The sequence below is a fragment of the Streptomyces sp. NPDC002499 genome (genome assembly GCF_053595415.1).
In genome coordinates this window covers 380,805-398,417 of the sequence record NZ_JBSFXO010000010.1, presented here as the reverse complement: position 1 = coordinate 398,417, position 17,613 = coordinate 380,805, and the positions used below count along the sequence as shown (strand labels likewise).

Annotated in this window: 14 protein-coding genes and 1 tRNA gene; 4 read left to right on the top strand and 11 right to left on the bottom strand. The window is 71.2% G+C overall.

Annotation, left to right across the window (positions count from 1 at the left end; all coding sequences use genetic code 11):
* Positions 1-104: 104 nt before the first annotated feature.
* The 3 genes from ACWD5F_RS29415 to ACWD5F_RS29405 all read right to left on the bottom strand — a co-directional run bounded on the left by ACWD5F_RS29415 (position 105) and on the right by ACWD5F_RS29405 (position 4,568).
* Positions 105-578 (bottom strand): single-stranded DNA-binding protein, encoded by a 474-nt coding sequence (locus ACWD5F_RS29415; RefSeq protein WP_401721274.1) that lies wholly within the window; start codon positions 576-578, stop codon positions 105-107.
* A 348-nt stretch (positions 579-926) separates the two neighbouring features.
* Entirely contained in the window at positions 927-2,957 is a 2,031-nt protein-coding gene (locus tag ACWD5F_RS29410) for a GTP-binding protein (RefSeq protein WP_451258817.1), read from the bottom strand.
* 3 nt (positions 2,958-2,960) lie between these two features.
* Positions 2,961-4,568: a dynamin family protein gene (locus ACWD5F_RS29405; RefSeq protein WP_451258815.1), complete on the bottom strand. Its 1,608-nt coding sequence runs from the start codon at positions 4,566-4,568 to the stop codon at positions 2,961-2,963.
* 323 nt (positions 4,569-4,891) lie between these two features.
* Between ACWD5F_RS29405 and ACWD5F_RS29400 the strand changes: the two genes are divergently transcribed.
* Both ACWD5F_RS29400 and ACWD5F_RS29395 read left to right on the top strand, forming a co-directional pair.
* Positions 4,892-4,964 (top strand) — tRNA-Arg (locus tag ACWD5F_RS29400).
* A gap of 95 nt (positions 4,965-5,059) precedes the next feature.
* Positions 5,060-5,554 carry a hypothetical protein gene (locus tag ACWD5F_RS29395; RefSeq protein WP_451258813.1) on the top strand — a complete coding sequence of 165 codons (495 nt, stop codon included), beginning with the start codon at positions 5,060-5,062 and terminating at the stop codon, positions 5,552-5,554.
* 187 nt (positions 5,555-5,741) lie between these two features.
* Here ACWD5F_RS29395 and ACWD5F_RS29390 read toward each other — a convergent pair whose 3' ends face one another.
* From ACWD5F_RS29390 to ACWD5F_RS29380, 3 genes are all read right to left on the bottom strand, one after another.
* Complete coding sequence (locus ACWD5F_RS29390) at positions 5,742-6,302, bottom strand: hypothetical protein (RefSeq protein ID WP_451258811.1); 561 nt, start codon at positions 6,300-6,302, stop codon at positions 5,742-5,744.
* Positions 6,303-6,390: 88 nt separating this feature from the next.
* Positions 6,391-6,831: a VOC family protein gene (locus ACWD5F_RS29385; RefSeq protein WP_451258809.1), complete on the bottom strand. Its 441-nt coding sequence runs from the start codon at positions 6,829-6,831 to the stop codon at positions 6,391-6,393.
* Between the two features lie 191 nt (positions 6,832-7,022).
* Entirely contained in the window at positions 7,023-8,255 is a 1,233-nt protein-coding gene (locus tag ACWD5F_RS29380; RefSeq protein WP_451258807.1) for a hypothetical protein, read from the bottom strand.
* A gap of 269 nt (positions 8,256-8,524) precedes the next feature.
* On the opposite strand from ACWD5F_RS29380, the gene ACWD5F_RS29375 reads away from it, so the two are divergent.
* Positions 8,525-9,736: a N(5)-(carboxyethyl)ornithine synthase gene (locus tag ACWD5F_RS29375; RefSeq protein ID WP_451258805.1), complete on the top strand. Its 1,212-nt coding sequence runs from the start codon at positions 8,525-8,527 to the stop codon at positions 9,734-9,736.
* On the opposite strand, the gene ACWD5F_RS29370 is transcribed toward ACWD5F_RS29375, so the two are convergent.
* Complete coding sequence (locus ACWD5F_RS29370; protein WP_451258803.1) at positions 9,723-11,753, bottom strand: LamG-like jellyroll fold domain-containing protein; 2,031 nt, start codon at positions 11,751-11,753, stop codon at positions 9,723-9,725. The two genes, ACWD5F_RS29375 and ACWD5F_RS29370, sit on opposite strands and share 14 nt — an antisense overlap.
* A gap of 63 nt (positions 11,754-11,816) precedes the next feature.
* Here ACWD5F_RS29370 and ACWD5F_RS29365 point away from each other — a divergent pair, with 63 nt between their 5' ends.
* On the top strand, positions 11,817-12,089 hold the full coding sequence (locus ACWD5F_RS29365) for a hypothetical protein (protein ID WP_451258801.1): 273 nt from the start codon (positions 11,817-11,819) through the stop codon (positions 12,087-12,089).
* Between the two features lie 15 nt (positions 12,090-12,104).
* Here ACWD5F_RS29365 and tatA read toward each other — a convergent pair whose 3' ends face one another.
* The 4 genes from tatA to ACWD5F_RS29345 form a co-directional block, all read right to left on the bottom strand.
* Positions 12,105-12,356 carry a Sec-independent protein translocase subunit TatA gene (tatA, locus tag ACWD5F_RS29360; RefSeq protein WP_451258799.1) on the bottom strand — a complete coding sequence of 84 codons (252 nt, stop codon included), beginning with the start codon at positions 12,354-12,356 and terminating at the stop codon, positions 12,105-12,107.
* Positions 12,357-12,443: 87 nt separating this feature from the next.
* Positions 12,444-14,222: an LCP family protein gene (locus tag ACWD5F_RS29355; protein WP_451258797.1), complete on the bottom strand. Its 1,779-nt coding sequence runs from the start codon at positions 14,220-14,222 to the stop codon at positions 12,444-12,446.
* A 147-nt stretch (positions 14,223-14,369) separates the two neighbouring features.
* Complete coding sequence (gene mgtA / locus ACWD5F_RS29350; RefSeq protein WP_451258795.1) at positions 14,370-17,084, bottom strand: magnesium-translocating P-type ATPase; 2,715 nt, start codon at positions 17,082-17,084, stop codon at positions 14,370-14,372.
* Positions 17,077-17,448 (bottom strand): ArsR/SmtB family transcription factor, encoded by a 372-nt coding sequence (locus ACWD5F_RS29345; RefSeq protein WP_451258793.1) that lies wholly within the window; start codon positions 17,446-17,448, stop codon positions 17,077-17,079. The genes mgtA and ACWD5F_RS29345 overlap by 8 nt, the downstream gene beginning before the upstream one ends.
* Between the last annotated feature and the right edge of the window lie 165 nt (positions 17,449-17,613).

The window sequence follows — 17,613 nt, the reverse complement described above, 5'->3', positions numbered from 1 at the left end:
CGTCCGAGCAGGGCTTATCGACAAATCCACCGGCCCGCACCAGGCCGCACCGGGCGCATTCGCCGATAAGCCGCAGTCCGGTCAGCTCGGGGCACTGTCCACCATCACGTCACCGCCACAGGTTCCGGCTCCTGTGGGGACAAGTCCGCCTCCGAACCGCCCGGCGGTGTCTCCCAGTTGGGCTCCGGCTGCGCGGACGCGGCGGCCGATCCCGGCTCCTGCTTGTTCGCCCGCCGGAAGGCCGACGTACCGCGTGCGAGGTCGTGCCCGATGGCCACCGCGTCCAGGTCCGCCGAGGTCCAGCTCTGCCCCTCGCGCACGTCCGTGCGCACCTTCAGCCGGCCCTGCACGATGACGGGGTCGCCCACACTGAGCGACGCCGCCACGTTCGTCGCGAGCTGCCGGTTGGCCCACACCGTGAAGAAGTTGGTGTGCCCGTCCGTCCACGTGTTTTTCTCGCGATCCAGATAGCGCGCGGTCACCGCGAGCCGGAACCGCGCGGACGGTCCCGACGCCAGCTCCCGGTACACCGGCTGCGTCGCCACGTTCCCCACGGCACAGATGATCGTCTCGTTCATCACGAACCCCTCCCTCACCCGGCCGCGGAGGCCGGGCGGACATGCCTACGGGCCCGTCCCGTACGGCTGCGTCTGTGTCTTTCGCCGCCGCGGCGATCACGTCCGTCGCGATCGCCGCACCGCCAGACTGCCTCCGTCGGGCCGAGCCCGCTGAGCCCTGTGGACCGCCCTCCGCCTGTGGAAAACTCCGTCACCCGGACGAGTGATCCACCGTCATGACTCCGTTCACCCGGCCCCCTTGGCCGGCCGGATCCACCCCGACCAGCCCTCGCTCGTCACCGCGCCACCGGGTCACCGCGCCACCGGGTCACCGCGCCACCGGGTCACCGGGTCACCGGGTCACCGGTGTCACCGCGTCCCCGCCGCCGCCCCCACCCCCGCGACCCGCCCGAACTGCTCCCGTACCTCCCGGTACCGCAGCAGCTCCGCCGCCACCGGATCCAGCACACGGGCCCGCCCGCACCCGGCGGCCGCTTCCCGCAACCGCCGTTCCGCGTCCGTGCCGTACCGCCGCGCGGGACCCCGTGCCGCCATTCGGCAGCTCCACTCGACGAGGGGCCCGCCGATGATCCCGGCCACCATGAGCAGCACCGGCACGCCGAGGTTCGGTGCCATGAAGCCGATGATCTGGCCCAGCAGCCAGAGCCCGCCCACGACCTGAAGGATCGTCATGGCGGCCTGGGTCAGGACGGCCCCGGGCCACCAGCCCGGCCTGGGCGGGCGCCCAGGTGGCAGTCCGGCCCGCGCCGCCAGCTCGTCGAGCGCCTCGGGCAACCCCTGCGAGCCCCGTACGGCCGCCTCGCGCACCGCCTGCGCCCACGGCGCGGGCAGCCCGGCCGAGGCCCGGTCGGCCAGCGTGCGGACCGCCTGTTCGACGCGCTGGCGGGCCGTGGCCTCCTCGTCCTCCTGCGTGCGCAACGGGAGCCGCCCCGTGGGGGTCTCGTACCGGTCCTGGTACCAGCGCCACAGCCGCAGCCAGGGCGTCCCGCACGCGCGGTTGGCGTTGCGCAGCCACGCGCGCTCGGCGGCCTCGCCCGCCGCGGTGGCGCCCACGGCGTCCGCGAGCCGCGCGGCGAACTCGTCGCGCGCCTCCTCGCTGAGCCCGGTGCGCCGTCGGGTGGCGTAGACGGACCGCAGCCCTGTCGCGGCGGCGTCCAGGTCGGCCGAGATACGGCGCGCCGGGGCGCCGCGCTCCGCCACGAACTGGCCGAGCGCCTCGCGCAGTTCGCCGATGCCGTCCCCGGTGAGGGCGGACAGCGCGAGCACGGTCGCGCCGGGTTCGCCGTACTCGCCGAGCGCGATCCCGTCCTCGTCGAGGAGCCGTCGTAGGTCGTCCAGGACCTGCTCGGTGGCCTCGCCGGGCAGCCGGTCGATCTGGTTGAGGACGACGAACATGACCTCCGCGTGGCCCGCCATGGGCCGCAGATAGCGCTCGTGCAGCATGGCGTCCGCGTACTTCTCGGGGTCGACGACCCAGATGACCGCGTCGACGAGCGCCAGGACGCGGTCCACCTGCTCCCGGTGCTGGACGGCCGCCGAGTCGTGGTCGGGCAGGTCCACGAGGACGAGCCCGCGCAACTGCGCCTCCGCCTCGGCGCTCTGCAACGGCCGCCGCCGCAGCCGGGGCGGGATGCCGAGCCGCTCGATGAGTCCCGCGGCCCCGTCGCTCCAACTGCACGCGATGGGGGCCGCGGTGGTGGGCCGGCGTACACCGGTCTCCGAGATCGCCACTCCGGCGAGCGCGTTGAACAGCTGCGACTTGCCGCTGCCCGTCGCTCCCGCGATGGCCACGACGGTGTGCTGCCCGGACAGCCGGCGGCGCGCGGCCGCCTCGTCCAGCACCCGCCCGGCCTCGGCGAGGGTCCGGCTGTCGAGCCGGGTCCGCGAGAGCCCCACCAGCTCCCGCAACGCGTCGAGCCGCGACCGCAGATGGCCGTCGTAGGCGAGCGGCGCGGCCATCGCCTGCGCGCTGGGCCCCCTGGTCTCCACCACGGGCGGCACGTACCCGGGCGCGACGGTGCCGTCCTCGGCCACGCGGCGTGCGATCAGCCCGTCGTCCCAGACACTCGTGGCTTCCGCGGCCACGGAGTCCGTACGACTGTGGGTGTCGTCGTCTTTACGTGCGCTGCCGGCGTCGGCGTCATCGCGCGCACGCGTGCGGTCCTCGTCGCCCTCTTCGAGGGGATGTGCGTCCGAAGTGCCCTCTACAGGGGAGTCGTTTTCGGATGCGTCCCCTACAGGGAGGCCTTTTTCGGAAACGCCCTCTTCAAGGGGACCCTTTTCCGGATGCCCGTCCGCGGCCCCTGTCTCCCCCGCCTGATCAGCGTGTTCCGTCCGATCGGCGTGATCCGTGTGGTCCTGGTCAGTGATGGCGGTCACCGGTCACCTCTCCTTCTGCAGTACGGACAGCGCGGCGATGAGTTCGGCCTGGGGTTCGGGGTGTACGTCGAGTGCGTCGAGGGGCGCGAGGCGGCGCTCGCGCTCCGTGTGGAGCACGCGGTCCACGTACTCGGTGAGCAGCCGCCCGCCCCGGTCGCGCAGCCGCAGCGCCCCGTGCGCGCCGATCCGCTCGGCGAGCCCCTCACCGGCCGAACGCGCCCGGCGCCCGCCCAGGAGCGCGGTGGCGACGAGTACGGCGACCACCTCGGGGTCCGGGGCGACGGTGCGGTCGAGGTCGCGCACCTCCTCCTCGGCGTACTCCTCCAACTCGCGCCGCCAGCGCCGTACCGCCATCCCGATGCGGTGCTCGGCGCTCTCCAGGGAGGGGTCGCGGTCGGTGAGTCCGGGGGCGCCCGCCGCGGGTTCGCGCCGCCAGGTCTCGTCCACGCGCTCGTCCGCGGCGGTGACGGCGCACAGCAGGAGGGCCGCCAGGCTCTCCATGAGGGCGTCCAGGAGCTCGCCGGCGGAGCAGTCGACCGGGAACGCGCGCCAGCGCTTCAGCGCGTCACCGGCGAGCACGGCGCCCGCCTGCAACCGCCCTCGTACGCGCGCGTGCTCGCTGTCGTAGGCCGCGTCGACGGCGGAGGTGAGCCGGAGGGCGGCCGCGTACTGCGCGGCGGCGGCGCTGGCCAGTTCGGGCATCCGGGACTTGAGCGAGTCGAGGACGCCGTACGCGGTGCGGGCCAGGGTGTGCTGCCGGTTGGCGGGGTCCTGCACCTGGTGGATGAGCCAGTTGCGCAGCGAGGCGACGGCGGTGGCCGGCAGCAGCCCGCCGCCCCAGGCCGACTCGGGGAGTTCGGGCACGGTGAAGCGGGGTACGTCGCCGAGGCCGGCCTTGGTGAGCAGCGCCGCGTACTGCCGGGACACCTCGGAGGCGACCTGGTGCGGCACGCGGTCCAAAACCGTCACGAGGGCGGCGTCGTACTCCTTCGCGGTGCGCAGCAGATGCCAGGGGACGGCGTCGGCGTAGCGGGCGGCCGTGGTCACCATCACCCAGATGTCGGCGGAGCAGATGAGTTCGGCGGCCAGGACGCGGTTGTCGGCGACCAGGGAGTCGATGTCGGGGGCGTCGAGGAGGGCGAGGCCGCGCGGGAGGGTCTCGGCGGTCTCGACGCGCAGCACGCGCGCGGGGTTCTCACCCGGGAGCAGCAGGTCGTCCCCGGGCTCCTGGTGGGGCACCCACACGCGCGTGAGGTCGGGCAGCACGCGCATCCCGCTGAACCAGTGATGGTCCTCCGGGTGGCACACCAGCACCGGTGTGCGCGTGGTCGGCCGCAGGACGCCCGCCTCGCTGACCCGCCTGCCCACAAGGGAGTTGACGAGGGTCGACTTGCCGGCGCCGGTGGAACCGCCCACCACGGCCAGCAAGGGCGCTTCGGGCTCTCGCAACCGGGGCACCAGATAGTCGTCGAGCTGTGCGAGCAGTTCGTCGCGGTTGGCACGCGCGCGTGGAGCCCCCGCCAGGGGCAGCGGGAAGCGTGCGGCGGCGACACGGTCGCGCAGGGCGGAGAGTGCGTCGAGCAGCTGAGGCCGTACGTCCAAGGTCACCACATGTGAAGAATGCCCAATTTTAGGGGAATTCTGAAGCATATGAGCATGTCTGCGCGCCGACCGGACACAAGGGATGGAAGGGATGACTGGGACGCGGCCACAGTCCAGGCATAACGAGTGCACAACACCCGGGGCGTGAGCGGCCAAAAGCGATGCACGATTCGTACCTGCCTGCGATTATCAGGACCGCTTCACTGAACCTCCACATCGAGCCACGGAGGCGAAGCAACAGGGACAAGGACGCGGGAGCCCTATCCTTGTCCCCGGCAACGTCACGGATCAGCCCACACCCGGGCAGCACCAGACACGAGGCCACCACACCGGCCCCCGTAGCTCAGTGGATAGAGCAGGCGCCTTCTAAGCGCTTGGCCGCAGGTTCGAGTCCTGCCGGGGGCGCACCGTCTCCGCCCTCCTTCGGGAGGGCGTTTTTGCTGTTCAGAGCAGGTGCAGCGGCGCGCGAACCAGCGTTGGGACCGGTCCAGGAGGGGCTCATGACCGTCGAGCATCGGTGGCTGGTGGACGAGACTCCCTGGCCGGAGCAGGCCACGCTGGCCTACGGCGAGATGGTGGAACTGACCACGCCACACCCACCGATTCCGGAACTGGGCTGGCTCGGACCGGAGATCGTGGGCAGCCGCGGTGTGATTGTCGCGTGTGTCGTCGAGCAGGACGAGCGTGATGGCCACGTCGGACCGCGCTACGCGGTGGAGACCGAGGACGGCAGTCCATGGAGGCTGCGGTCGGAATTCCTGATCTCCAGGGGAAGTCTTCGTCCCGACATGCCGCCCCGCTATCGAAGCGATCTACCCGAAGGAACCCGCGTCCGAATCCGCTTGGAGCCGCACACACCGGGCGCGGCGACGGAAGCGGTCGGGGAGGTTGCCGGGATCTGGCGGACGACCTGCCTGGAGCCGCCGAAGGGCTACATCGTGCGGGTCGGCGAGTGCTCCCACTACGTGCTCCCGCAGCAGACCGAGGTCCTCTGATTCAGCGGGAGCCTGCCTACGGTCATTGCCGAATGCCAGCGGTGACCCAACGCGCACAAACTGATCCTTGACGCCCTCGTTCTCGTGAAGTCGCCGCACGAACTCCGGTCCGATCCCGTCGAGGCCGAGGCGCTGAGGATTCGACTCAACCATCTGCAGGATCACCGCCACTTCCCGAGGGGCTTCCTCAGCCGTTGTCCGGCAGGGGTGTTGGGGGTTCCGGACTCGTCCACACCGGGTCGTGCGGATCCGGCCGACCGTGAAGACGGCTCGGCACGGGTCCGGGGACAGCCAGCCTCCTGCGCGCGACTCCGGCGAAGGACTGACGACGGCCCTCGACCAAGCCCCGCAGCTCGAACCAGCGTTCCTGCGTGGACGTCTCCCGAACGAGGGCCAGATGCGTTCGCCAGATCTGCTCGTCGATCGCCTGAGCCGCGTGGGCGATGTCGTAGTCGGCAACGAGACTCACCATGGCCAAAGCGTCGTTCCAGGGCCGCCAGTTGATAGCCGTGAGGGCACGATCCGGCTCGCCCACTGGTCGCCCTCTCGTCTCCTGAGACAGTTGGTTCAGAGCAACCAGGATCGCGGCGGACTCCCGCAGCACCTGAGCGCAGGCATCCATCTGCCGTTCCCACGACCGCTGCCCTCGTTGCGCCCGGCTGCTCACCATGGAGCCGGCGAAAACGCCCAGCAGAGTTGTCAGTACGGCACCGCCCGTGGTCGCGATGAAACTCCAGTCGGCACTCACGGCTCACAGTCTCAGCTCTCCGCCCAGCCTCCGGAAGCCACTTGGCTGCCCATGCTGCCGCCGAAGGACGCGCCGCTCCTCCTCCGTCTCAGCCCAACTGCTCCGCCAGCCCCACGATGATGCCCTCCGGCCCCCGGACGTAGCAGAGCAGATAGACGTCCTCGAACCGGGCGATCTCGCCGAGGAGTTCGGCGCCGTGCGGGCGCAGGCGGGCGACCGTGTCCTCAAGGTCGTCGACGGCGAACATGACGCGGTGGGTGCCGAGGATGTTGTGCGGCCGGTTGCGCGGCCCGTCGCTGGTCGCCTTGGGGCTGCGGTACTTCGCCAGTTCGAGCTTGCTGTGACCGTCCGGGGTCCGGACCATCGCGATCTCGCAGTGGACGCCGTCGAGTCCCGTGCACTGGTCGGCGAAGGGGCCCTGGACCTCCCCCCTGCCCTCCAGCTCCATACCGAGTTCCAGGAAGAACGCGACGGCGGCGTCCATGTCCTCGACGACGATGCCTACGTTGTCCATCCGCTGAATCGCCATGATGGTCTCTCCTTCTGCTCTTGCTCGTGCGGCCGGTGCTGGCCTCTGATGTCCCTGGGACGGAGCCGGTGTCACGTTCTCGACATCCGCGGACGGCCGAACTCAGAAAATCTGGATCGGACCGCGCCTCACGTGAGATTCATCCGGATGCACCGCCCACCGCAGGGCCGGCCCCGCCGCCCGAAAAAGCGTCACTGCACAGCCGCCTCAGGCTCCCCCGCCGCCGACGGATGGACGTACCGCCCCTCGTTGAACGGCGTGAACCAGGCCTTGAACGCCACGGGCACACCTCCGGGCGCGGCCCCCGCCGCAGCTCCGCCGATCCCATCGACCCCATCGGCTCCCTCGACCCCCTGGATCCCTCCGATCCCCCCGATCCCGTCCATCGAGTCGTCGTACAGCCACTCGTGCCCCATGTCCTCGTAGACATTTCCCGCGAACGCGTCCAGCGCGGCCGATACGTCGTCGTCGAGGAGGCCGTACAGCTCCAGGGTCGTGGTCGCCTGGCTGAGGAGGAAGCGGAGGGCGAGTTCCTCGGCGACGCAGCTGAGTCGCTGGAAGCTGCCGTCGGTGAAGCGGGTGGTCATGGCGATCACCGTGACCAGGAAGCGCCGGGAGAAGCGGGCGTCGTAATTGAGCGCGTACCGGTCGGGAAGTCGCTCCAGGTGCCACAGCGGACCCTCACACTCCGCGACGGTCGCCTCCTCCTGCGTCAGCACCTGCACGTCCTCGAACAGCTCGTCCACCAGGAAGTCGATCGCGTAGACCAGCGCACCGGCGGCCAGGCGCGCGCTTGCCGGTGGGACCCCGGTGCCGTCGCCGTCGCCCCCTGCCCCTTCGCCCTCTTTCTCCGCGTCCTCGCCCCCGCCGCCCTCGCCCTCGTCCTCGATCACGCCGAACGCGGCCGGCGAGAAGGACCGCAGTTGATCCGCCAACTCCAGCATCTGCCGTCGTACGGTCGCCGTTTTCGCCTCGGCGTCGTAGCCCCCGTCGGTGCTCTCGGTCGTCGGGCCGCCGGTGTGGCGGGCCTTGCGGGCGGCGGGGTCGTCGGGCGGGGCGTCCGGGCCCTCCGCCGCGTCGAGGCTCTGTCTGGCCAGGTCAGGGTGGAGTTCGACCTCGCAGCGGTCGATCGTCCAGTCGGCCAACAGCTCGGAACGTTCCAGCAGTTCGTCGACCAGCGCCTGCACCGATTCCTCGGCGAGTTCCAGGGCCGGGGCGTCCACGACGACTTTCAAGAGGGCGCCGCCCGGGTGGACGGCGACGATGGTGTCGAGGACGTCGACCTCCACGCCGTCGGGTCCCTCCACGGCCCGTACAGAGTCGAATCCGTCCTCGATGAGCGCCACGGCGCCGGCGCGTTGGAGCGGGTCCATCTCCGGAGTGCCCTCCGGGATGCAGGTGTCCACAGTCACTACGTACGTCACGGGCCCGAGCCTGACAGGCGGGAGCCGTCGAGCGCGAGGGAACGGGCCCGTCGACACCGAGGTTTTGGACGGAGGCCATCGCATCCACACCGTGTCCGACCTGCGCGGCACGCCGTCGGCCGGACTGCCAGCGGACGGGATCGAGCCAGGACCGGAGTACCGTGGGCCTACCGAGCGCACCTCGCACGCCGTCACCGTTTCGGCGTCGCCCTCGGGGAACGGCAAGGCGGCCGGAGCCATCGCGACCGGTCGGAAATGAGCCGCCCCACATGAGCCCGAGCCTGCTGTCTCTCGGAGTACTCGCCTCCTCGCACAAGGAGAACGAGTTCCGGCTGCCGCTGCACCCCCGCCATCTCGACCGGATCGCCCCGGACATAAGAGAGCGCATCTTCCTCGAACAGGGCTACGGCGAACGCTTCGGCGTGGCCGACGACGCGCTGCGCCCGCTCGTGGCCGGCCTGCGCTCCCGTGAGCAGCTGCTCGCGGACTGTGACGTCGTGATGCTGCCCAAGCCGATGCACGACGACGTCGCCGAACTGCACGAGGGCCAGACGCTGTGGGGATGGCCGCACTGCGTGCAGGACGAGAAGATGACGCAGCTCGCCATCGACCGACGGCTGACCCTGATCGCCTGGGAGGCCATGAACCACTGGACCTCCACCGGCGCGTTCAGCGTCCACGTGTTCCACAAGAACAACGAACTCGCGGGCTACTGCTCGGTGTTGCACGCCCTCCAGCTCGGCGGGCTGACCGGGAGCTACGGCCGTCGGCTGCGCGCGGTGGTCATCAGCTTCGGCGCCACGGCGCGCGGCGCGGTCACGGGCCTGGGCGCCATGGGCGTCTCCGACGTCACCGTGCTCACGCAGCGCGCCGCCGCGGCCGTCGCCTCGCCGATGCCGTCGGTCGTGATGGGGCACTTCGAGGAGCAGGAGGACGATCCGTCGCGGTTGCAGGCGGTCACCGGGCTCGGTCCCGTGCCGCTCGCGCAGTACCTCGCCGGGTTCGACATCGTCGTCAACTGCGTCCTCCAGGACACCGACGCGCCGCTCATGTTCGTCAACGACGAGGAACTCGCCCTGTTCCAGCCGGGCACCTTCTTCATCGACGTCTCCTGCGACGAGGGCATGGGCTTCGCCTGGGCCCGCCCGACCACCTTCGGCGAGCCGATGCACACGGTGGGACCGGGCTGCAACTACTACGCCGTGGACCACAGCCCGTCCCACCTCTGGAACTCCGCCACCTGGGAGATCAGCGAGGCGCTCCTCCCCTACCTCCACAAGGTCATGCGCGGCCCGGCCACCTGGGACACCGACGTCACCCTCAAGAAGGCCATCGAGATCCGCGACGGCGTCATCCAGAACCCGAAGATCCTGTCCTTCCAACACCGCTCGTCGACCTACCCGCACCCACCCGTGCTCGTGCCTGTACCCGCATCCACATCCGCATCCACATCCACACCCGCGGAGGCTATGCGTTCATGAACTGCCCAGGCCGCAGCGCCCGGTTCACGATCCGCACGTCCCCGATCGTGCCGTGGAAGACCTGGCTGACCGCGCCCGCCCACGGGTAACCGCCCAGCAGGAACGGCAGGTTGAGCGCCGTCAACCCGACAGCCGTGCTGGTCGGGTTGCGGCCCTCCTCACAGCCGTTGACGTACAGCTTGCTGATGCGGCCGTCGTTGGCGACGGCGACGTGCCACCACTCCTCCTGCTGGAGCAGGTGACTCCAGGCAGTCGTGGCGCCGTTCTGGTTCAACGGGTAGGCGTTCCACTGGAGTTCGACGGAGCTCGACAGGCTGAGTGTGAGGACGGGCTCGTCGGCCGTGGCGGACGGGCCGTTCTTGCCTGCCTGGGCCGCCGTGCCCGCGCGGCTGAGCATCGACGACCAGCCGTTGCGCCCGCCGTCCCAGTCCGCCGGCACCTTGAAGAAGACCTCGAAGGTGTAACCGTGGGCGAAGGTCTCGCGGTTGATCGGCGCCCGGTCGACGGTCCGGAGGTACGCGCCGCTGACCGGGTTGCCCTGACCCGCGAACACCAGCCCCGCGTGGGCGGGTTGGTCCGGGTGGTGGTCGCCGGTCCAGGTGAGCGCGTGCGCCGGGGTGCCGGGGACGGTCTCCAGGACGAGGTCGTTGCCGTGGCCCGTCCGGTCCCTCACGACCGTGTCGGCCGCGACGTCATCGCCCGCGTCGCCACCCTCGTCGAACCGCCAGTACGCCAACGTCCCCGGCAGCAGCATCCGTCGGGCCGGCCGGGGCTTCCGCGGCGGCACCGGCGCGAACCCGGCGAAGCGCTTCTCGAAGTCGATCTCCATCGAGAAGTGGTCGACCTTGGAGGTCAGTTCGAGCTCCTTCGCCGCGAGGGCATTCACCTCACCCTCCGCCGCCAGCTCCCGGATCCACGGCGAGAAGGTGGCGACGTCGATCATCCCGCGGTTGAGATCGAAGCGGTACGAGCGGATCATGCCGGCGCCGCCGTAGTAGCGGTCCTGGTAGTTGGTGATGTGCAGATGTACGTCGTTGCCCGCGCTGTTCTTCAGCACTGTGCTGCCGGGCGGCCAGTAGTGGCCGTTGAGGGTGAGGAAGACCTGGTCGTTGTCCTTGATCAGTCCGTCCCACAACTGCCGTCCATAGTCGGACAGTTCGGCCGCACCGTCCTCGTCCGAGCCCACGATCTCGTGCGTGGTCACGATCACCGGCAGCGTCGGATTCGCCGCGATGACGGCATTGGCCCACGCGAACCCCGTCGCCGACAGGCGCCAGTCCAGCGACAGCAGCATCCACTCGCGGCCGCCCGCCTTGAAGATGTGGGCGGTGTTGTACCCGTCGGGGCTTGAGGAGTGGTGGCCGGGGGTCCTCCTGGCTCGCGCCGCGCTGAAGGTGTCCAGGTAAGGAGTGGCCCCGCGCTGGTCGTCGCCCCGCACGTCGTGATTACCGGCCAGCACGCCGTACGACGCCCCCGCGCGGTCCAGCAGGTCGAACACCTTGGTCGCCGCCGCGTACTCCTCGACGAGACCGTTCTGCGTCACATCACCGAGGTGCGCCAGGAACACGATGTTCTCGTCGCTCCCACCCGCCCGGCCCGCCGGATCGAGCACATAGCGGAACGAGGCCTCCATCGGCACCGGGTGGATGCGGTCCTGGTCGAACATGTACTGCGTGTCCGGCATGACGACGACCGTGAAGCGGGGGTTGTCGGGGTCCGGGTCCCATTTGCCCCGGGGCACCGGTGACATCGTTGTCCGCCCGTACGGATCGTCGTCCTCCCCGGTCCGATCCGGTCCGCTTCCGCCACCGTCCGCGTACGCCGGTGCCGATCCCAGCACCCCCGCGGCCGCGGCCCCCACCCCGAGCACACCGGCCCGATTCAGGAACGTACGTCGACTCGACGCGGCGATGCCGTCACCGTCGAGGTCCGCGGTGCGGGGGCACTCGCAGCCCACCGCGTGCCGGTCGTGCTCGTGTTCGTCGTGGTCTCTGCCACCCGTGGGCGAGCTGTCCATGTCCGCTCCAAATGCCGAGTACTGGAACGGAGTCACGCTAGGGGCGGCCTCGATACAGCAGACGTGCACGCCGGGTACCGGATGCCGAACGCCGCCCCAACACCACTGACATCAGGCGGTCGGGCCGGACGCACCGAACGCAGGGTTCTCAGCACCGGCCTGGGGGAAGTTCCGCAATTCCGGCGCGATCTGCAGGACGGCGACTACAACTTCCGGTTCCAGGTGGTGAACTCCGGCGGCCGGGCATGGCAGGCCAAGATTCGGATCCTGGTCAACGGTGAGCCCATCGCCGACGTCGATCAGGTCGGCATCCTCGACGGAAAGCAGCGCTTCTGAGCCCCCGCGCCGAGCTCAACCCGCCGCCGGCTTGGCCTCGGTCGAGCCGGCGGCATCGACATCGGCACCGGCGGGGGTGGCGGTGGTGGCGGCGACGGACGGCCCCGCCGCCCCCTCCTCCTTCATCGCCTTCGCCTCGCTCTTGAGGATCCGCATCGACTTGCCCAGCCCGCGCGCCGCGTCCGGCAGCTTCTTCGAGCCGAACAGCAGGATGAACAGGATCGCCACGACCAGCAGGTGCCAGGGTTCCAGTCCGTTACGGAGCATGTCGTACGCCCTCTCTCATCCCCCGCGCTCTATTGCAGTCTTGCGCAACTGTACAACCCTGAGCCAGGGGCCGATCCCCCCACACCCTCACTCGTCGGAGTCCCGCCGACCGCTCGCCGCCGCATAAGCCTGCGCCGGCGTCATCGCCACCCCGTTCAGACTGACCGTCTTGTAGGGGCTGACCTTGGCGCAGGTCTTGGACTGGTCGGCGGTGGAGGCGTGGGCGTTGGAGACCGCGGCGGCGGTGTCGGCCGGGGCCGGTGAGGACGTACCCCCCGGGTAGTCGCTCCCGCTCGGCCAGTCGCCGCCGATCACCAGGGTCAGACCCGTACCGGTGCCCTGCTCCAGATGCGAGGTGGGCAGGCCCAGAGACTTGGCGACCGTCCGGGCCTCGCCCTTCTGGCCGGTGCCGTAGGTGAGCGTGGTGGTCGTCGCGGAGCTCGGCGCGTTGGCCGTGGTCGTGGCCGGGCTGAAGCCCTGGTCCGTGAGGGCGGTCGCGACGGTGGAGGCGCGGCCGGTGATCTGGGTGCCGTTCTCCACGGTCACCGCGATCTGGGCGGCGGGCACCGCCTGAACCGTGGCCGAGGGCTTCGCGGTCGCCGAGGCCGCCGCGGACTTCTTGCCGGAACCGTCGGTCAGCGGCTGGTCGCCCGCGATGGTGGAGAAGAGCGTCTTGGCGCCCGCGCCCACCACGACTCGGTTCTCGTCGGCCGGGTCGGGGGCCGTCTGCATGGTCGTGAACGTCATCCGCTTGGTGGGCACCTTGTTCACGTCGGCCGCGAGCGAGATCAGCTTCTTGACGGTCCCGAGCCCGTCGTCCACGGTCAGCGCCTTGGTGGCGGCGTCCGCGAGACCGTAGACCGCGGTCGGGTCCGTCAGCGTGCCCGCGCTCTTGAACTTGCGGATCATCGCGCTGAGGAAGATGTGCTGGGAGACGGTCCGCCCGAGGTCGCTGCCGTCGCCGAAGCCGTGCCGGGAGCGGACGAACTGCAGCGCCGCCTCGCCCTTGAGGGTGTGCGTGCCCTTGGAGAGCTTGAGGTGCGAGTAGGTGTCGTAGACGTTGCTGCTGACGCACACGGGGACACCGCCCACCGCGTCCGACATCTTGACGACCCCCGAGAAGTCAAGTTTGACGAAGTGGTCGATGGGGATGCCGGTGAGCTGGTGGATCGTGGCCACCTGGCAGGCCGGACCGTACTGGAGGGCGCTGTTGATCTGGCCGTAGTACCCGGCGGTGGACGTGCCGCTGGCGGTGTCCTTGCAGGCCGGGACGTTGGTCATGGTGTCGCGCGGGATGCTCATGATGGTCGCGTTGGAGCGGTCCGCGGCTATGTGCACCACCATCTGTACGTCCGCGTTCCCGCTGCCGCTCTGCACGCCGGTCTGCGAACAGCCGCCGCCCAGCTTGCAGTCGGCGGCACTGGTCCGCCCGTCCGAGCCCATCACCAGGATGTTGATCGGCGTACGCCCGAAGGCGTCGGCCTTCTCCGAGCCGCCCTTGCCGTCGAGCGCGACACTGTTGATGTTGCCGTTCAGGTGCTCGTAGAACCACCAGCCGGCCCCGGCCGTGGCGATCACCAGCACGGCCAGACACAGGCCTACGGTCCTCAGGATCCGCCTGCCCCGCCGCACCGGACGCGCCCGGCGCGCCCCCCTGCCACCACGCGCGCGGGCGGCCTCCCGCGCCGCCGCCCGACCGCCGCCCGCCGGTCGCGCCCCGGCGGACCGCCCCGGCTCTCCGTCGGACCTCCGCGCGCCGCCACCCGATCTCCCCGTCCCCCCGGACGACCTCGCGTGCTGCCCGGGCACCCGGTCACCACGGCTGCGGGTGGCCTGGCCGCCCCTGCCGTCCCACGGGTCGCTCATCTCCCACTCCCCTGAACGGTTCGGGCCCGAGCAGGGGCTCCTTGGGTTGCGTAGTTGCGCAATCTAACAAACCCCTGACCGGTTCAGGACAGGCTCCCGCCCGATTCACAGGTGAGGGATCTCAAGGGGTCCCGGGGGAACCCGACGTCACCGAAACCCGTCGTGCCGCCGCTCGTACCGTCTTCGGGCCGCCAGGAGTGCGCCGGCGTAGAGGACCAGAACGGCGGCGAGCAGCAGGTAGTACACGGCGGGGAGCGCGGTCAGGCCGAGCATCGCGCCGAGCGGTGACGGCGGCAGGGCCAGGCCGATCACGGCCAGGGTGACCGCCGACCACACCACCGGACCCGGCCGACGCCCCTGCGCGGCGCGGCTGCCGACCCGCAGCAGCACCATCACCAACGCCTGCGTGAGCAGGTTCTCGGTGAACCAGCCGGAGTGGAACGCCGCTTCGTCGTCCCCCGTCCCCGGCCCGTGCAGGGCGAGCGCGAGCACCCCGAAGGTGGCCAGGTCGGCCACGGCGTTCAGCGCGCCGAACCCGACGATGAACCGCAGCAGCGCACGCGGGCGCAGCACGGTCGGCCGGCGCAGCACCGCCGCGTGCGGGCGGTCGTGGGCGAAGGCCAGCTGCGCCGCGTCGAAGCACAGGTTCTGCGTCAGCACCTGGGCCGGCAGCATCGGCAGGAACGGCAGCAGCAGCCCCGCGCCGAGCATCGCGATCACGTTGCCGAGGTTCGAGGAGAGCGTGACGCGCAGATACGTGGCGATGTTGCCGCCCGCGTACCGGCCCGCCGCGACGGCGTGGGCGACCGCGGTGAGGTCCTTCTCGGCGAGCACCACGTCCGCGCCCTCACGGGCCACGTCGGCGGCACCCCGCGGCGCGATCCCGACGTCGGCGGCACGCAGCGCGGGCAGGTCGTTGACGCCGTCCCCGAGGAACCCGACGGTGTGCCCGGCGGACCGCAGGGCGTGCGTGATCCGGGCCTTGTGCTCGGGGGTGCAGCGTGCGAACACCGTTGTACGGCCGACCAGTTCGGCGAGTTCGGAGTCGCCGAGGCCGTCGATGCGGTCGGCGGTGAGTACGGTCCCGTCGGCGACCCGGACACCGAGGTCGCGGCAGGCCCGGGCGGCGGTGCCGGGGTGGTCACCGGTCAGGATCTTCACGGCGACCCCGCGGTCGGTGAGCACCCGCAGCGCGTCGGCGGCGGTGGGCGCGAGGGCGTCCCGCAGGGTGACCAGGCCGCGGAAGGTGAGGCCGCGTTCGTCGGCCGGCGTGTACGCACGCGCGCGTGCCGGGCGTTCGGCGGTGGCGACCGCCAGGACACGCAGCCCGGCGGCGGCCTGCCGGGCGGCGAGGCCCCGCACCCGATCACGCGCGCAATCGCCCTTGCCTTCGCCCTCCCCCTCACTCTGGTTCTCCTCGAACACGCAGCGCTCCAGGACCGCCTCGACGTCTCCCTTGACGACCAGGGTGTGCGTGCCGAGGCGGCCGGGAGTGCGCACGACGGCGGTGGCCAGGCGCCGGACCGGGTCGAAGGGAACGGCCGCGGTCCCGTCGTACGCCATGAGCTCGTCCTCGTCCGCCGCGTCCAGCAGCGCCTCGTCGAGGGCGTCGGGGGCGGGCAGGTCGGCGAGTTGGAGGGTCCACCAGGCGTTGACGCCGGCCCAGCGCAGCACCTCGGGGTCGTCGCGGCCGTCCGGGCCGAGGGCGCTGTCGACGACCGGCCGGTCCTGGGTGAGCGTGCCGGTCTTGTCCAGGCACAGCACGTCCATCGCGCCGATGTCGTGCAGCGCGGGCAGCCGCTTGACGATCACCCCGTGGGCGCGGGCCAGCAGCGAGGCGCCGCGGGCCAGGCAGGTGGTGACGAGCACCGGCAGCATCTCCGGCGTCAGCCCGACGGCCACCGCGACGGCGAACGGCAACGTCTCCAGACCGCGCCCCCGCAGCGCCGCGTTGGCCATGAGCACCAGCGGCGGCGTCAACAGCATGAACCGGATGAGGATCCACGAGATGCCGTGCACGGAACGGTCGAAGGCGCTCGCCCCGGCCCGGTCGGCGGTACGGCCGTGAGCGGCCGCGAACCGCGTGTGCGCGCCGGTCGCGGTGACGATCGCGGTGGCACTGCCGACGGCGACGCTGCTGCCCTGGAAACAGAGCTGCGGCTGCCCGAACGGCACAGGCGGTTCACCGAGAAGGCCGGCTTCTACGCCGTCCACCGCGCCCGGCACATCGGCGGCGGACTTGGCGACCGGCGCGGACTCCCCGGTGAGGGCGGCCTGGTGCACGCTCAAGCCGCTCGCGCGCAGCAGACGTACGTCCGCCGGGACCACGTCTCCGGGGCCGAGGCGGATCACGTCACCCGGGACCAGTTCGTCCACGACGATCTCGTGGACGGTGGGCGGCGCGTCGTCGTCGGCGCGGCGCAGCACGGTGGCGGTGGTGGCGACCAGTTCGCGCAGCGCGGCCATGGAGCGGTCGGCGCGGTGCTCCCCGGACGCGCGCAGCACGCAGCTGACCACGACCAGCAGGAGGATCACCGAGGCGGTGCCCCAGGCGAGGACCGCGGCCGACACCAGACCGAGGCACAACAGGACCGCGGTGAACGGGTCCCGCAGACTGCGCACGAACAGCCGTGCCCAGGAGGCCTCGCGACGGGCCGGCAGCGTGTTCTCACCGAACCGCGCCAGCCGCTCCTCCGCCTGCGCCCGGGTCAGCCCGCGCGGGCTGCTCTCCAGTCGCCGCAGCTCTTCGAGCACGGTCGGTACCGACGCGTCGGCGGGCGTGACCGGCACGGCCGCGCCGGCCGACCCGGTCGATACGGCGGTGCGCAGGCCAGATCCCTCGGCCGCCGTCGGCTCAGGCACCGGTCCCGCGCAGCCGGCGTACCGGCGCGGTGGTCTGGTGCGAGCGGGCGGTCAGCTGGCCGACCATCACGCGCACGACGGTCACGATGTCGGGGTCGTCGACGTAGTAGACCTGCCGTCGGCCCTCTCTGCGGGAGCGGACGAGCCCGGCGAGCTTCAGTTTGGCCAGGTGCTGGCTGACCGCGGGCAGCGCGCCGCCCACCCGGTCGGCGAGGTGCGTGACGTCGCTCTCGCCCTGGGACAGCGCCCACATGATGTGCAGCCGGGCCGAGGAGGCGAGCAGGCCGAACACCGCGGCCGCCTCCGTAAGAACCTCGGCGGACGGGTCCTCGTAGCTCACTACGCCCCCGACGTTCTCCGCCACAGTCCGCTCCCGTCCCACCCATGTCACAGCCGTCGTTCACCCGACATCCACACGCTCGCCCAGTCTAGGCGGCGGCACCGACAGCGCCCGCCGCTCGTGCCCGGAGTTCGCGGATTGCGCAATGTCTTGAGCGAGTGACAGAACCTCGACGATCTCGTGATCACC

What these genes read in the sequence shown, in the direction of transcription:
- ACWD5F_RS29385 (WP_451258809.1), bottom strand. Translation starts at nt 6,831, where the DNA reads ATGGCGATTCAGCGGATGGACAACGTAGGCATCGTCGTCGAGGACATG.
- ACWD5F_RS29415 (WP_401721274.1), bottom strand. Translation starts at nt 578, where the DNA reads ATGAACGAGACGATCATCTGTGCCGTGGGGAACGTGGCGACGCAGCCG.
- tatA (WP_451258799.1), bottom strand. Translation starts at nt 12,356, where the DNA reads ATGCTCCGTAACGGACTGGAACCCTGGCACCTGCTGGTCGTGGCGATC.
- ACWD5F_RS29370 (WP_451258803.1), bottom strand. Translation starts at nt 11,753, where the DNA reads ATGGACAGCTCGCCCACGGGTGGCAGAGACCACGACGAACACGAGCAC.
- ACWD5F_RS29395 (WP_451258813.1), top strand. Translation starts at nt 5,060, where the DNA reads ATGACCGTCGAGCATCGGTGGCTGGTGGACGAGACTCCCTGGCCGGAG.
- ACWD5F_RS29355 (WP_451258797.1), bottom strand. Translation starts at nt 14,222, where the DNA reads ATGAGCGACCCGTGGGACGGCAGGGGCGGCCAGGCCACCCGCAGCCGT.
- ACWD5F_RS29375 (WP_451258805.1), top strand. Translation starts at nt 8,525, where the DNA reads ATGAGCCCGAGCCTGCTGTCTCTCGGAGTACTCGCCTCCTCGCACAAG.